Origin of the sequence: Streptomyces sp. NRRL S-337 (assembly GCF_000720175.1) — a bacterium.
Taxonomy (GTDB): Bacteria; Actinomycetota; Actinomycetes; order Streptomycetales; family Streptomycetaceae; genus Streptomyces; species Streptomyces siderophoricus.
In genome coordinates this window covers 41,393-56,037 of the sequence record NZ_JOIX01000046.1, presented here as the reverse complement: position 1 = coordinate 56,037, position 14,645 = coordinate 41,393, and the positions used below count along the sequence as shown (strand labels likewise).

Genomic DNA, 14,645 nt, shown 5'->3' with positions numbered 1-14,645 from the left:
GCCGTTATGAGCGAAAGGCCGAGCACTTCCTGGCCTTCGTCGGCATCGCCGCAGCCCTCATCAGCTACCGCCGACTCACCAACTGAAACAACCTCTAAGCACAGTGGAGCGGTCGACGACGTGATTCGTCTCCAGCGAGGTCGCGCGTCGCGCGATCATCTCTTTCAGCAGAAGGGGCTGCACATCGGGAGCGCCGGGCAGAAATCCGGCTAGATCCAGCCGGAACAGCCCTTCGAGTCGCAGCAAGCCCGGCGCTGTGGGATCCACTTGCAGCTGATTGAAGAAACCGGCTTCGCCGTCTGCGTCGTCCGAGAACCCCGCATATTGTTTGAGAAATTTGACCTCGTGAGCGTAGTCGCCGAGCTCACCGCCCACTGCCAGAACCCTGATCGCACGCAGAACGGAGTCGCGGACCGGCCGGTTGGATAGGAACTCGAAGATGACCTTCCGCTCAAGTCCCGGCGACTCCAGCTTGATTCGTCGGTACTTCTCTGCAAACCCGCTGACGGTGCCGCCAAGTCCCGACACGGTCCACTCCTCGGTGGCCCGCGCAGTCGAATGCTTCAGCTGGCGATACACCACGCGGTTCGCTTCGCGAAGTCCGGTCGCGCCGTAGTACTCGGCGATGTCAATGACGTCTTCACCGTCGCGCCCCGCCGTGTCATCCTGCGACACGCCCTCGATGGCGATCGCAGTCAAATCTGCACCAGGGAGCAACAGCTTCAGCGCCTGCCGAGCCGCCCAGTGATAGTGGAACTGATCGCCGTCACGGCTCGCACGCAGAAGATCGGTGTCAGGCATGCCCACTCCCGGCAGACCTCAAAGCGACGGAATCGGGCAAGGGTCCCCTCACATCACCACAGACCAAGACGGCACAAGCCTGCACACGCTACTCATGTCTCCCTGATTCCGGCAACGCATCCACCGACGCATCGTGTCCGAAACGATCGACGCGGATTCAAGACAGCGCTCGCAGCTCCCCTCGCCGGGTGTCAACAGCCACGGTATGGGCGTTGCGGGCGCAGACAAATAGGAGCCGGCCCATCAGAAACCGCCTCGCCAAACCCTCCAGACTCTGCGACTGCGAACAGTGCCGTTGGCCCTACCCAACCCAGTCGAGGTCTCGCTCAACCCACAACCAAGATCCGGACCATATGCGGGCCAGAGACCGCCAGATCCACATCGGCCGTCACATTCGCGCTGGTCAGCGCCATGCAAGCCGTGTACCACCAGCAGACGAAGATTGCGTCCAGGGAAGTGGTGTACGGGTTCGACCTGATCCGGGGGTTTGCTCCGGCGTCGGGATGATGCCCGCATAGATGAACGGCCACCGGCTGATCTTCGAGGTGTCGAAGCCCGAAGGAGATCAGCACGATGACCGTACCTGACAGTGTGCCCCTGCACGTCCTCGCCGAGGACAACCTCGCTGCGGCGAGTCCCGATCTGCTGCGCGCGATGGTCAAGACGTTCGCCGACGCACTCATGTCCGCGGAGGCGGACGCACTCTGCTACGCCGAATACGGGCAGGTCAGCGACGAGAGAGTCAACCACCGCAACGGATATCGCCCGCGTGAGTGGGACACGAGGGCCGGCACCGTCGAACTCGCCATCCCCAAGCTCAGGAGCGGGAGTTACTTCCCGCACTGGCTTCTCGAACGGCGTCGCCGGGCCGAACAGGCCCTCATTTCGGTGGTCGCCACCGCCTACCTGCTGGGTGTGTCCACCCGCCGTGTCGAGAAGCTCGCCGAGTCGCTCGGCGTCACCCCGCTGTCCAAGTCACAGGTCTCGGCGATGGCCGGCACCTCGACGAGCAGGTCGCCGCCTTCCGTAACCGACCCCTGGACCAGGGCCCCTACGCGTTCGTCTGGGTCGATGCGCTGACTCAAAAGGTCCGCGAGGGCGGCCGGATCATCAACGTCCACGCGCTGATCGCGGTCGGCGTCAACGCCGACGGGCACCGCGAGATCCTCGGCATCGACGTCGCCACCGCCGAGGACGGCGCTGGCTGGCCTTCCTGCGCTCGCTGATCGCCCGCGGCCTGTCCGGCCTCCAGCTGGTCATCTCGGACGCCCACGCCGGCCTGGTCGACGCCATCGGCGCGGTCCTGCCCGGCGCGAGCTGGCAGCGGTGCCGCACGCATTACGCCCGCAACCTGCTCAGCCAGGTGCCGAAATCGGCCCAGCCCTGGGTGGCCACGCTGCTGCGGACCGTCTTCGAGCAACCCGACACCGACGCCGTGAAGGCTCAGATGCAGCACGTCCTACACGCTCTGGAGGCAAAGTTCCCCAAGGCCGCAGCCCACTTGGACGCCGCCCAGCACGACCTCCTGGCCTTCACCGCCTTCCCGCGCGAGATCTGGCGGCAGATCTGGTCGAACAACCCCCTGGAACGGCTGAACAAGGAGATCCGCCGCCGCACCGACGTCGTCGGCATCTTCCCCGACCGCACCGCCGTCATCCGCCTGGTCGGCGCCGTGCTGGCCGAACAGAACGACGAGTGGACCGAAGCACGCCGCTACATGGGACTCGACCTGCTCACCAAGGCCCGCCTCCACCCGATCGAGTCAGAAACCAACGAGACCGACCTGCCCACCGAACTCACCGCATAGCCGCAAAACGAGATCACCGAGTGGCCGTCGATACACCACTCCAGCGGACGTGACCCAGACGAAGAACGTTCTTGTTGCATACAGTCCGAAGAAACTTGGGTTCTTCTAGAGCCTGAAATCGGTTACCTGGAGGCATCGTTGCGCTCCAGCAACCCGGCGCGATAGCTACCCAATGTAACGTGTTGGGTTCTCGTCCTCTCTGACATCCGGTGGAGTTCCACACGGACCAGTAGCGGACCAATTGCGCCGGAGAACATCACCCCGCGGGCCGCATCGACCCCAGTGGACTCGATGCTCTTGCGAGTTGTCCCAGAGGACGACCGCCACAGCCGTGCACGACCTTCGCTGGCATGAGCACTGCGGGGTTGCGATCCTCGGCCATCGTAGGGATGGCCCCGCGTGCCTTCGTTGCCCCAGGAGGCAACTATGCCGCCGTTGCGAATCCGGGTCGCCCCGGAGGGCGACCGCCGGCGATTCCGTTGCGCGTAGTCCTTGTGCTGGTTGTTTCGATTCTCGGTCGCCGCAGAAGGCGGCCGCCAGACGTGACGGGGATGACCTTGCCGCCGCCACCCTTGGGATTGCGATCCTCGGCCGCCCCAAGGGGCGACCGCCAGTCTGACCTTGCGGAATTACGATCCAGCGTTGAATTTGGTTGCGATCCTCGGTTGCCCCAGAGGGTGACCGCCAGTGAATCCAGGAATTCATCCCCCATGATCTCAGGGTGGTTGCGATTCTGGTCGCTTGGAGGTCGACCGCCAGCCGACCGACTCCGGTCAGGATGAGTAGCCACAGGCCGTAGCCATTGCGATCCTCGGTCGCCTCAGAGGGCGACCGCCAGCCGCGTCCGGCGACATGATCGACATCTACTATGCGATGTTGCGATCCTCGGTCCTCCGAAAAACGACCGCCAGGGCCCGCAGGTCCTGCGGGGCGTTTGACGTTTCCCAGTTGCGATCCTCGGTTGCCCCGGACGGCGACCGCCAGCGCCCGCCGTGGAGGAGGGTCGCCCGCTGATCACCATGTTGCGATTCTCCGTCGTCCCGGGAGGCGACCGCCAGGTCCGAGATGCAGACGTGAGCGTGGGACTTTGAGACGTTGTGATCCTCGGTTGCCCTGAGACGGACCGCCACTGCTGGCCTCTGTGCAGTACGCCAGGGCCTGCCGTGGTTGCGATCCTCCGTCGCCCCGGAGGGCGACCGCCAACTGCGCGGCCGTGGACGGGGTGATCGGCTGGTAACGCTTGCGATAGCCGGTCACCCCTTGGGGGTGACCGGCAGACTCACATTAGGTCCCCGAACAGCAGGTTGACTTCGTGGTTGCGATCCTCGGTCGCCCCGGAGGGCAACCGCCAGCTCACCTTGATGAGGTTAGCCGCGCCGTTGGCGGTGTTGCGATCCTCGGTCGCGCCGGAAGGCGACCGCCATACCCGTACATCCGGGTTGACGGGCCGTGCAAGAACCCGTTGCGATCCTCGGTGCCCCGAAGGGCAACCGCCAGGGGGAACTGGGTCAGGACACGCAGTTCGTCGTTCATGTTGCGATTCTTCGGTCGCCCCGGAGGGCGACCGCCGGCCCACGAGCCGCCGCTGCCTCAAGCTTCGCCCAGCGTGTTGAGATCCTCGGTCGCACGGAGGGCGACCACCGCGACGGGTTTGGTTTTCCAAGCACTCGAATTTTCACTGCTGCAAGCTGATCGCCACACTTCGGCAGCCGGCTGGCGGTTCCAGTTCCGCCAGCGTACTGGTGCGGCGTTGCTCGGTGGTCTGAATGGTCATGCAGGGGGTTCGATGCCTCGTTGGGGGTGGTAGGGGCCGACCCACTGGTGCAGGTCACCGGCGACTTCGATGGCGTAGCCGGCGTTGATCGCCAGCTCCAGTTCCCGCTCTGGGATGGATGCCATGTGCTCCTGCAGGGTGCGGTAGGTCACCGGCGTTGGCAGGCCGCGGCGGAGCTGGTCGACTCCCTTCTGGGCGGCCTGTCGGGTTTCTTCTTCGAGCTGGGGGCGGATGACGACCACGGCCACGGAGTGTTCGTTGTCGATGATCCGCATCCTGAGCGCGACCTCCGGGTAGTGCAACTTTGCTCGCAGCGCTTCGATGACTTCTCCGGTGGCTCCGTTGGGGTCCTTGGAGTGTTGTCCTGTCTGGAGGCGGTAGCGGTGCTGGTAGTACGAGCGGAGGACGTCCAGATCGTCGGGATCGGCCAGCCCGTCGCCGAAGCGGCGGGACGCCGCAGCGATGGCACACGTGTTGTAGACCATCTCCGGGTTGAGGCCGTCCCGGGGATCGAAGATGGTCATGACGCTGTCCTTCGCGGGGCGCTTGCCCTCCCGATTGACCCGTCCGGCGGCCTGCTGTTCGGACTCCGGTGTTGATCTGGCGCGGTATCCGCGGGGGAAGTCAAGGTTGACGCCGGCTTCGATGAGCGAGGTGGACACGAGGAGGATGTCCAGGCCCTGCTCCAGGCGTTGCTTTGTCACTTGGATGGATTCTCGGCGATGGCCGCCGGTCATGCGGGTCGACAGGTGCAGGACGCCTGGGTCCTCGTCGCAGTTCGTGCCGAGCCAGATGCGATGCACCTGACTGGCGTCCTTGGTCCCGTTGACCACGACGAGGGCTTGGTCGTGATCGGCCGCCTCGGCGGCGATGCTTGCGAGGGTCACTTCCGGGCCGGTCCGCCACTCGTATCTGACGCGGCGCAGCTGCTTGAAGAGGGGTGCGGGGTCAGCGACGACGTCACGTTGAGCGAGACCGGCGCGCCAGGGGTTCAGTGCGGCGAGTTCTGGCTGGGTCGCCGATGAGAGTACGAGGGTCACGCCGTAGTGCTCCACGAGTTCCCGCAGGCCCGAGAGGATCGGGGTCAGGAGCCTGTCAGGGAGAGCCTGGACCTCGTCGAGGACGATCACGGAGTTGGCGAGCCGGTGGAGTCGGCGGGTCGCCCAGGGGGTGCTTCCGAAGATCGTTTCGATCAGGCGGACAGTGGTAGTGACGATGAAGGGTGCGTCCCAGTTCTCGGTGGCCAGTTTCGTCCACAAGTTGGGCCGGCCCCCTTTCGGGCCGTGGCGCACGTTCGTCGAGGGGCGGGCGGACTGCGGCGCGCGTTGCTGCTGTGCTTCGACGTTCACGGCTGAGTGGTGTTCCAGCACCACCGGCGGTCCTTGCTCCGGGTCCAGGAGGCTTCGGTACTCCGCTGCGTTCTGCTCGGTGATCGAGATGAAAGGGACCGCAACGATGACACGCCGCAGTCCGTGCAGGGAGGCGTGGCGGAGGGCGAAGCCTCCGCCGGTGAACGTCTTTCCGGCGCCGGTCGGAAGGTGCAGCCGGTACACGCCCGGCTTGCCGACGGCGGCTTCGAGTGCCTCCTGGTAGAGGTTCTCGCGGAGCTTGTCCAGCCAGGAGGCGCCCTTGGAGCGCTGGCGTTCGGCGAGGGCCTCCTGGCGGCGGGTCTCGTACCGCTCCCACAGTTCCGCCATGCCGAAATGCGGCCGGATGTGCGCGCCGGGCCTGAAATGGGCGGCGGTGTCGAGACGGTCGGCATCGACCACGGCCGAGTAAGTCATGCGGACCAGCATCTCCACAGCGATCTTGTCACGTGGGTCGAGCCAGTCCGGGGCGGCCGGGCATGAGCCGTCCAGGATTTCCGGCATGACCGCGGCGACTCGGTGGATCGCTTCGTCCACCTCGCTGGAGTCGGCCATCAGAGCCTTCAACCGGAGCCTGACTTCTGACCACGCGGACAGACCGGTGTGGTGACCTTCGATCACACCGGCGCAGGGCAGCAGAGCAGGGAAAGGTTCGGTCGCCCGGGCGAACAGGAGGGCCCCGGCGTCGTTGTGCGAGGGCCGTCTGATCTTGCGGCCGGTGGCGGCCTCCTCGATCAGCCCTTCCTGCCACGCACAGGCCCCTTTGCCCGTGTCGTGGTCGCGTCCAAGCCGGTAGGCGATGTCACCGCCTCCCCACGGCTCTGCGAACCTACGGGCCAGCTCGCCCGTACCGCGGGCGTGGTCTTCGTACCAGTGCCAGGCCCCTTGGCGGCCCGGCGAGTGGGCCACGAGTCTGCCTTCCGGGACTGACATTGAGTCACCTACTGGATCAACTGCCTTGTCCGCAAGGCCGTTTGACATCTCATCACTTATGCGCTGAGAATCCACCAGACCACCACATTTCGTTACCGGGCCACCCTGGGACACATGGGTCGCGGATCGGTCAGCTGCCGACCCGAGGCCATCGCAACGTTTGGGTGGCTGCAGGAAATCCGGGTCGATCGCCAGTGTCGTGACGGTAACGGGCACCACTGACAACCGGCCGAGCCGCATATGGAGGGGGAAGTTTGTATGACCAGAGAGCAGACCCGGCGGCGCGGTGAGCGCGCGGACCGGCCGCTACGCGTTGAGGTGGAGGCGTGGGGACCGTTGGCCTGCTTCACGCGTCCGGAGCTCAAGGTAGAGCGGGTCTCGTATCCGACCATGACCCCCTCCGCGGCGAGGGGGCTGCTGGAGGCCATCTTCTGGAAGCCGGAGATGACCTACTGGGTCGAGCGGATCGAGCAGCTCAAGCCGGTGAGGTGGACCCGCTTCCGGCGCAACGAGGTCAACAACTCGATCATCACCAAGAACGCCTACGAGAGCCTGCGGGCCAACAACGGCTACCGCTACGACGTCGCCGAAGACCGCGGCCAGCGGGTCACCGTCGCCCTGAGCGACGTCGCCTACCGAATCCACGCGACGATCCGCGCCACCGACCGGTGCACCGCCCCCCTGCCGAAGTACCGCGACCAGTTCGACCGACGGCTCGCACGTGGTGCCTGCTACGAGCAGCCTCATTTCGGCTGCCGCGAGTTCGCAGCCTTCTTCGGGCCTCGCGGATCGGCGGAGGGGGCCGGCGTGGTCACCGCCGCCGACCAGGCAGGCATTCCGCCCATCGACGAGCTCGGGCTGATGCTCCACCACATCGAGTACCTCCCGAAGGGCAAAGAGCGCTACCACTGGTTCCGGGCCAACCTCGAGCACGGCGTTCTTCACGTGCCCGACCGCCCGCTCACCCCCGCCGAGGTCAGTGCCACGCCCGGAGCCGAGGGACGAGCCTCCGCGGAGGAGGTGGCCTGACGTGTTGATGCAGAGCCTCGTCCGGCAAGCCGACATCCGACAGGGCGACACTCCTGAGTACTACCTCACGCGCCGGGTCATGTGGCAGATTGATCTATCCAGCACAGAGAACGCGGAACCGCTGGTCATCGACCTCCGTCAGGAACAACGGAAGATCACCACCCCGTACACGGGACGCTCCGGGTCCAAGCCGGCACCAATCCTGTTTGCTGACACCGCGCAGTTCGCGCTTGCCCATCCCGGCCTGGTCAAAAGGCCGGACGGGGAGAAGGTCCTCTCGGCCAACTCTGCCGACGTCACCAAGGCGAGGACCCGGCACGCCGCCTACCGTGCACTGGTCACGTCCTGGTGCAACGACCACCCCCACCTTCCCCAGGCGCAGGCGGTGGCCGCATGGCTGAGCAGCCACGCTCCGACCGCCTGGCCGCTGGAGATGGACAAGGACCACCTCGTCGCCATCAGCGTGGACGGCGAGTGGGCCCACGACCTACCGGAAGCCAAGAGCTGGTGGGCCCACAAGGTCAAGAAGGCGAAGAGCGGGAAGACGGGCAAGGCGAACCAGGGACTCTGCCTCGTGTGCGGACACGTTATGCCCTTGCTGTCCACGCTCCCGGTTCCCATCAAGGGCATCCCCAACTCCGGGATGAACACCCAGCTGGTCTGCCTCAACCAACCCGCCCACTTCCGGGCTGGCACCAAGCAACTCGGTGCCACCCCCATCTGCGTCGACTGCGGCACCAAATCCGCCACCGCCCTGAACACACTGCTCGCCGACCCCGAACACCGCGCCTTCGCCGACGACTCCGCCATCGTCTGGTGGACCCGTGACCCCGACACCGACACAGCCATGTGGACTCTGCGCGACCCCCAGCCCGAGGAGGTAGCCCAGCTCATCGCCGGAATCCGCCACCCCCGGCGGGGACGAGACGCACTCGTTGTCCTCGACGAGGACGCCTTCCACGCCCTCACCCTGCGCGTGAACACCAACAGGGTCATCGTCGCCGACTGGATCACCGTCCCCGTCCCCGAACTGAAACGGAGACTCGGGACCTGGTTCGCCGATCAACAGACCTGGGACGGCTGGAACAACACCTACACCTATTGGCCGGTCTGGCGACTCGCCCTCGCCTGCGCCCACTGGGACAAGCGCAAGAACAAATACGTCGACACCACCGTCCCCAAGCACCTCCAGGCCGACCTCACCAAAGCCGCACTCCACGGCGCCGCCCCACCGGCCCATCTCCTGCCGGTCCTCCTGCAGCGCATCCGCGCCGACCACCACCTCGACCGACCCCGCCTCGCCCTGCTGCGCCTCGCCCTGATCCGTACGACCACTCGCCACAAGGAGCTCTGTGTGCCCCAGCTGAATCCCCAGTCGACCGAGCCCGGCTACGTGTGCGGACGGATCATGGCCATGCTCGAAGCGATCCAGCGCAAAGCCATGCCCAAGGTCAACACCACCATCACCGACAAGTACCTGAGCACCGCGGTCGTCTCCCCCCGAGCCGTCCTCACCCGCCTCCGTATCGGAGCACGACCGCATTTGCGCACCATCGCCCGCACCAGTGGACCCGCGGCCAAGGCCATGGACAGCAGACTGCGGGACGCCTTCGACCTGCTCGACACCATCCCCGCCCACCTGAACACCCAACAGCAGGCCCTGTTCATCCTCGGCTACGACCACCAGCGAGCCCACTCCGCACGCGCTGCAGCAGAAGCCATCAAGGCACGAGAGGCCGGCAAGGAACTCGCCGCAGAAGAGCAAGCGGACGCCCTCCCCGAAGCCTCCGCCGAGGACGCCGACGCATCGGACAACACCCTCTGGTAACGCCCCATCGCCAGCTCACCTCGACGCCACAGACACGGAAGGACACCGACCACAACCATGACCGACGCGCACCTGGACCCCGCCCGCAAGCACGACTACGTCTTCCTCATCGATGTCAAGGACGGCAACCCCAACGGTGACCCCGACGCCGGCGGCATGCCCCGGACCGACCCCATCACCGGCCAGGGCCTCATCACTGACGTCGCCCTCAAGCGCAAGATCCGCAACACCATAACTCTCGTCCACCAGGGCAAGCCCGGCTTCGAGATGTACGTCGAACAGGGCGTCGCCCTCAACCCGCAGATCCAGCGCGCCTACATCGAAGGGGGCGCCAAGGAAGGCGAGACCGCCACCGCGCAAGAGTGGATGATCCACAACTTCTACGACGTGCGCATGTTCGGAGCCGTCATGTCCGTGGGCGACCAGAAGAAGCACGCGGGAAGGGCTCGCGGGCCCATGCAGCTCACCTTCTCCCGTTCCATCGACCCCGTCACGCCGCTCGAGGCTGGCATCACCCGTGTCGCCCCGAACAAGCCCGAGGACCTGGCCAAGGGCAAGGTCACCGAGATGGGCAACAAGCACTACGTCCCCTACGGGCTCTACCGCGGCCACGGCTTCTACTCCGGAGCCCTCGGCGCCAAGGCCGGAGTCACCCCGGAAGACCTCGCCGCCTACTGGCAGGCCCTGACCATGATGTTCGACCACGACAGGGCATCGTCCCGCGGCGAAATGGCCATCCGCGGCCTGTACGTCTTCTCCCACGACGACGCCTACGGACGAGCTCCCGCACACAAGCTCTTTGACCTGATCCGCATCAAGCCGCTCGGCCACAGCGAGGCACGCTCCTGGGACGACTACACCGACCGCATCACCATCGACGAAGACAACGTGCCCGCCGGGGTGACCCTGACCCAGCTCATCGACTGAACTTGCTCTCTGGGCTGCCCAGGATCGCAACGCCATCTGTCCACGCAGGTGATTCGGCAGAATCTGCGTGTGGCGGTCGCCCCCTTGAAGGCGACCGAGGATCGCAACGCCGTCAAGAAGACCGAACTCGGCGTTAGGCCCGTTCTGACGGTCGCCCTAAGACGGCTGCAGATCGCAAGCGCGTCCACATGAGACCTGGGAGAGTGCTCAATACCTCTAGCGGTCGCCCTTCGGGGCGGCCGAGGATCGCAACCCCGTTCAACTCACCACACTGGCTCAGCATGCAACCGGTGGTGATCGCCTCCGGGACGACCGAAAATCGACATCCGATGCCTGGGTCAATCGGGTTCGTCGTAACCTGGCGAGCCGAGGATCGCAATGACGATACCCGCACAGTCGCCGGCATCGTCACCGTGGGATGGCGGTCGCCCCCCTGGGGTGGCCGAGGATCGCAATATCGACGTCACGAAGTACGCGGCGCCGGGCAACTTGTGGAAAACTCGGCCGTCCCAAAAGCGGCCGAGAGTCTCAACGCCGGACACATCGTTGGCGGCACGGGCGCGCAGGGTCGGCGGTCGCCCTTCGGGGCGACCGAGAATCGCAACATGATCGGCATTACGAACGCGGGTGTCGGCCGGACTGCTGGCTGCCGCTCTCCAGGGCGGCCTAGGATCGCAACGGATCAGTCGGGATCACGTACTCCGGACACCGGGCTACTGGTCGCCCTCCAGGGGGACCGAGGATCGCAACTGGAAGGGTTGTGTCTTTGGCGAGATGATCTCTAGCCTCGCGGTCGCTCTTTGGGGTGACCGCGGATCGTAACGCTGAGTTCGGCCACTGTCACACCCTGGCGGAGGCGGGCGGTCGCCCTCCGAGGTAGCCGAGGATTGCAACACCGCTAGGACCAGCGGGCGAGACTCTGGCCGCGTCGCTGCTCGGTCGCCCTCCCGGGCGGCCGAGGATTACAACTGCCGACCGGGCAGCAGCTCAGGCAGGGCGCTAGACTGGCGGTCGCCCTCCGGGGCGACCGAGAATCGCAACGCCGGGCGCTTGTCCGCGACGGCGCGGAACATCGGCGTGACGGTCGTCCTCCATGACGGCGAAGGATCGCAATGTCTCCAGATCCCACGCCCGAGCCTGCATCTTGGACGTGGCGGTCGCCTTCCGGGACTGACTAGGATCTCAACGTCAACGGGTACGGCGTGATCAGCGGCGCGAACGCGTGGCGGTTGTCCTTCGGGGTGACAGAGGATCGCAACCTCGACGACAAGTCGTGGCGCGGCTCCATCGGCAGTTGCGGTCGCCCTCCGGGGCGGCCGAGGATCGCAACGGCACACAAGCGGAAGACCTGGGCAATGCCCTCATTACTCTGGCGGTTGCCCTCCGGGGCGACCGAGAATCGCAGCGTGACGCTAATCAGGTCTGGGCCCCCAGTGGGGCTTGCTGGTCGCCCTCCGGGGGGCCGTGGATCGCAACGTACCGGAAGTCATCGGTGATGAGTTCCTCAACGGGTCTGGCGGTCACCCTCGGGTACGGCCGAGGGTCGCAACCCGACGCGAGGGTTCCGTCATGATCGCTCGGACCTCGCGGTCGCCCTCCTGGAAACAGACCCCCTGCGGTCGTTCTTGGAAGCGACCGAGGATCGCAACGAACCAACTGACCTGGCAGTGGTGGCAGACGTGGCGCCTGACGATCGCTCCCAGGGGTGTCGAAGCGACAAGGCCACGGTCCAACTCACCCCCCAACCCCCAGTGCGGCAGTCTCTCTTCAAGGTCAACGAGGATCGCAACGTCGTCAGCTTGCCAGTCCAGTCGGCCAGATCGACGGTGTCGGTCGCTCTCCGGGGCGACGGTAGATCGCATCTGCCGTCGCTGCATTCGCTCGTTCACGAACGACAAACTGGCGGTCGCTCTCTCGAGCGGCCGAGGGTCACAACCTGCTTTACGGGTTGAGGAGGAGCTCGAGCACCATCGGCGGTCGCTCTCCCGGACGGCCGAGAGTCGCAAGGACAGCTCGACAACGTCCTGGCCGCCGAAGCCAGCTTGGCGGCCGTTTCTGGGTGGTCCAGAATCGCAACTACGAGGCCTCCGCTCTCGACGACATCGAGACCGAGCTGGCGGTCGTCCTCTCGGGACAGCTGAGGATCGCAACGCCGCGGCCACGGCTGCCATGACCCAGCCCATCGCGCTTGCGTTCGCCCTTCGGAGTGACCGAGGATCGCAACGAGGTGGCAATCGACGCGGCGTCGAAGGCTGCCAAGGATTTGATGGTCACTCTCTATGTGACAGAGGATCGCAACGGCGAGGCGTGCGAACGCGTTTTGCGCTTGGCTTTTCGTGGCGGAGCCCCCCAAGGCGGGCGGTTGGCGCTCACCGTGCCGTTGCCGGTCGCCCTCCGGGGCGACCGAGGGTCGCAACCGCATGCTGCAGCCGCACGAAATCGGCCGGGCCATGTTGGCGGTCACCCTTCCGAGTGGCCGAGGATCGCAACCAGAAGGTGGCGGTGAGCATCGCGGTCACGGGCTTGCTGGCGGCCGCCCCTTTGGGCGACCGAGGATCGAAACAACCGCAAGGGCACCACCCGTATCTACTTTCTGCCGCTGCGGTCGCCTTCCAGGGGACCGAGGACCGCAACATCATCAGCGTGGACGAGCACCGGCAGACTGCCGACACGTGAATTGGTCTTGGTTGCCGTGTTGCGCCTTGTGAGCGCCGGGCTTGGCCCGACTTCGGCAGAGCGTTGAGCACCTTGGCCGTCTTGTGAACCCAGCACCTTTGATGCCGGGTGGCGGGGAAGACCTCGGCCAGGGCCTTCCAGAAACCAAGAGCCCCGTCACCGAACCAGGACCGGGGTACGCATCCCCGGGCGGGCGCAGTCGCGCAGCAGGTCCGCCCAGGACTCGCCCGACTCGCGGTAGCCGTCCTTGAGCGCGACCAGTTCCTCGCTGTCGTCGGCCCATACGCCGACGAGGACGAGTACGCAGGCTTTGGCTTCCTCCAGGCGGACATTGAGGTGGATGCCGTCGGCCCACCCAGATACGTAGTCGACCTCTGCGAAGTCGCGGTCCATGACCGCGGCGTGGTCGGCCTGCCACTGCTGGGTCAGCCGCGTGACCGTGGCCGGAGACAGGCCGGCCGAACTGCCCAGGAATTGCTCCAGCACGGGCACGAAAGCAGGGATGGGCCCTCGTGATGACACCGGCGACCAAGATCCGGACCATATGCGGGCCAGCCTCCGTCCGACCTTCTATGTCGCCGCCATTCGTGCTGGTCAACGGCTTACACGGCCTGTAACACCAGCAGACGAAGAACCTGCTGGTGAGCCCCGAAGAAGGTGGCCGCAGGAGGGCCCATGTACCCGGCGTCAGGCAGTCGACGGCCCAGCGTTGCCTGGGCTGACACGAGCGAACGACTGCGCAGTCGACCACAACTGGGCCATCACTTGCGTCCCACGGGCGCATGGGCAGGCCAGTCTCCGTCGCGGCAAAGACAAGAGGAGCCCGCAGCAAAGTCAAGAACGGTGCCAGCGCTCAACTCCGACGCCAGCCATTGCCGGAGCAGGCTGACCTGGACTAGCGTCTTCCGGACCGATACCACTTTCCTCAGAACTTCGCAGGGGCGATGTTGTGTACCCCGTCCGCCGAGGTGGTTGACACCCAGGCGATCGGCCGCGGACCCACGGTGGCGGTCAGCAGCCGGTAGAAGTCGTTGCGGGACATGACAGCGGGATCAAAGTCAGTACGCATGCGATCAGTATCCAGGTGCACCGCCGAGCGCCCTACAGCGGATCTACCACACCACCCAACCCCTGAGTCCGCCGGAAAGCGCCCGGCACCGGCGCCACCGAGCGCCAGGAACCGACACCATGACCACAGCAACCGCCAGCGCGTGGGAGGACTCCGACGCCCCCGCGCGCGCCCGCCGAGGACAGCTCACCCTGAACCCCTACGACCTGTCCCGGTGCGAGCGGTGATCCGGTTCGCGTATACCGGCGCCGTGCGACGCGGGCCCCGGTGGGATTTCTTGGGCGGCCCTCTCAGCTGAGAGAGGTTTGCCATGGCACCGATTACGGGTTGGTGGGGACCTCCGGCGGTAGCCGGCGGGGTTCGGCCGGTTGCACCGGCCGGTGGATCCGAGGTGGCCGCGGTACGGGGGCTTGCGGTCGCGCCCTTCAGTGCGG

Annotated in this window: 7 protein-coding genes and 4 pseudogenes; 6 read left to right on the top strand and 5 right to left on the bottom strand. The window is 66.0% G+C overall.

Features of this window, described 5'->3' with window-relative positions; all coding sequences use genetic code 11:
- A pseudogene (locus IG62_RS46640) lies at positions 1-86 on the top strand (IS5/IS1182 family transposase); the annotation flags it as partial.
- Here IG62_RS46640 and IG62_RS0127285 read toward each other — a convergent pair.
- Together IG62_RS0127285 and IG62_RS0127280 are read right to left on the bottom strand one after the other, a co-directional pair.
- Complete coding sequence (locus IG62_RS0127285; protein ID WP_030808702.1) at positions 76-801, bottom strand: hypothetical protein; 726 nt, start codon at positions 799-801, stop codon at positions 76-78. The pseudogene IG62_RS46640 and the gene IG62_RS0127285 overlap by 11 nt on opposite strands.
- 326 nt (positions 802-1,127) lie before the next feature.
- Positions 1,128-1,373, bottom strand: a complete 246-nt coding sequence (locus tag IG62_RS0127280) for a hypothetical protein (protein ID WP_030808699.1) — start codon at positions 1,371-1,373, stop codon at positions 1,128-1,130.
- A 1-nt stretch (position 1,374) separates the two neighbouring features.
- Here IG62_RS0127280 and IG62_RS42355 point away from each other — a divergent pair.
- Positions 1,375-2,608, top strand: a pseudogene (locus tag IG62_RS42355) (IS256 family transposase).
- 1,770 nt (positions 2,609-4,378) lie between these two features.
- On the opposite strand, the gene IG62_RS0127270 reads toward IG62_RS42355, so the two are convergent.
- Positions 4,379-6,922: a CRISPR-associated endonuclease Cas3'' gene (locus tag IG62_RS0127270; protein ID WP_107053068.1), complete on the bottom strand. Its 2,544-nt coding sequence runs from the start codon at positions 6,920-6,922 to the stop codon at positions 4,379-4,381.
- 18 nt (positions 6,923-6,940) lie between these two features.
- Here IG62_RS0127270 and cas5c point away from each other — a divergent pair, with 18 nt between their 5' ends.
- The 4 genes from cas5c to IG62_RS47975 all read left to right on the top strand — a co-directional run bounded on the left by cas5c (position 6,941) and on the right by IG62_RS47975 (position 13,142).
- Entirely contained in the window at positions 6,941-7,711 is a 771-nt protein-coding gene (cas5c, locus tag IG62_RS0127265) for a type I-C CRISPR-associated protein Cas5c (protein WP_051798661.1), read from the top strand.
- A 7-nt stretch (positions 7,712-7,718) separates the two neighbouring features.
- Positions 7,719-9,539 (top strand): type I-C CRISPR-associated protein Cas8c/Csd1, encoded by a 1,821-nt coding sequence (gene cas8c / locus IG62_RS0127260; protein WP_234326763.1) that lies wholly within the window; start codon positions 7,719-7,721, stop codon positions 9,537-9,539.
- A 57-nt stretch (positions 9,540-9,596) separates the two neighbouring features.
- Complete coding sequence (cas7c, locus tag IG62_RS0127255; RefSeq protein ID WP_030808687.1) at positions 9,597-10,466, top strand: type I-C CRISPR-associated protein Cas7/Csd2; 870 nt, start codon at positions 9,597-9,599, stop codon at positions 10,464-10,466.
- Positions 10,467-12,938: 2,472 nt separating this feature from the next.
- Positions 12,939-13,142: a hypothetical protein gene (locus IG62_RS47975; protein WP_030808684.1), complete on the top strand. Its 204-nt coding sequence runs from the start codon at positions 12,939-12,941 to the stop codon at positions 13,140-13,142.
- Between the two features lie 47 nt (positions 13,143-13,189).
- Here IG62_RS47975 and IG62_RS42350 read toward each other — a convergent pair.
- Positions 13,190-13,637 (bottom strand): annotated as a pseudogene (locus IG62_RS42350) (transposase); the annotation flags it as partial.
- Positions 13,638-14,070: 433 nt separating this feature from the next.
- Positions 14,071-14,211, bottom strand: a pseudogene (locus tag IG62_RS45265) (flavin reductase family protein); the annotation flags it as partial.
- Positions 14,212-14,645 lie beyond the last annotated feature (434 nt).

Coding starts and splice junctions, on each gene's coding strand:
- cas7c (WP_030808687.1), top strand. CDS start 9,597: ATGACCGACGCGCACCTGGACCCCGCCCGCAAGCACGACTACGTCTTC.
- cas5c (WP_051798661.1), top strand. CDS start 6,941: ATGACCAGAGAGCAGACCCGGCGGCGCGGTGAGCGCGCGGACCGGCCG.
- cas8c (WP_234326763.1), top strand. CDS start 7,719: ATGCAGAGCCTCGTCCGGCAAGCCGACATCCGACAGGGCGACACTCCT.
- IG62_RS0127285 (WP_030808702.1), bottom strand. CDS start 801: ATGCCTGACACCGATCTTCTGCGTGCGAGCCGTGACGGCGATCAGTTC.
- IG62_RS0127270 (WP_107053068.1), bottom strand. CDS start 6,922: ATGCGGCTCGGCCGGTTGTCAGTGGTGCCCGTTACCGTCACGACACTG.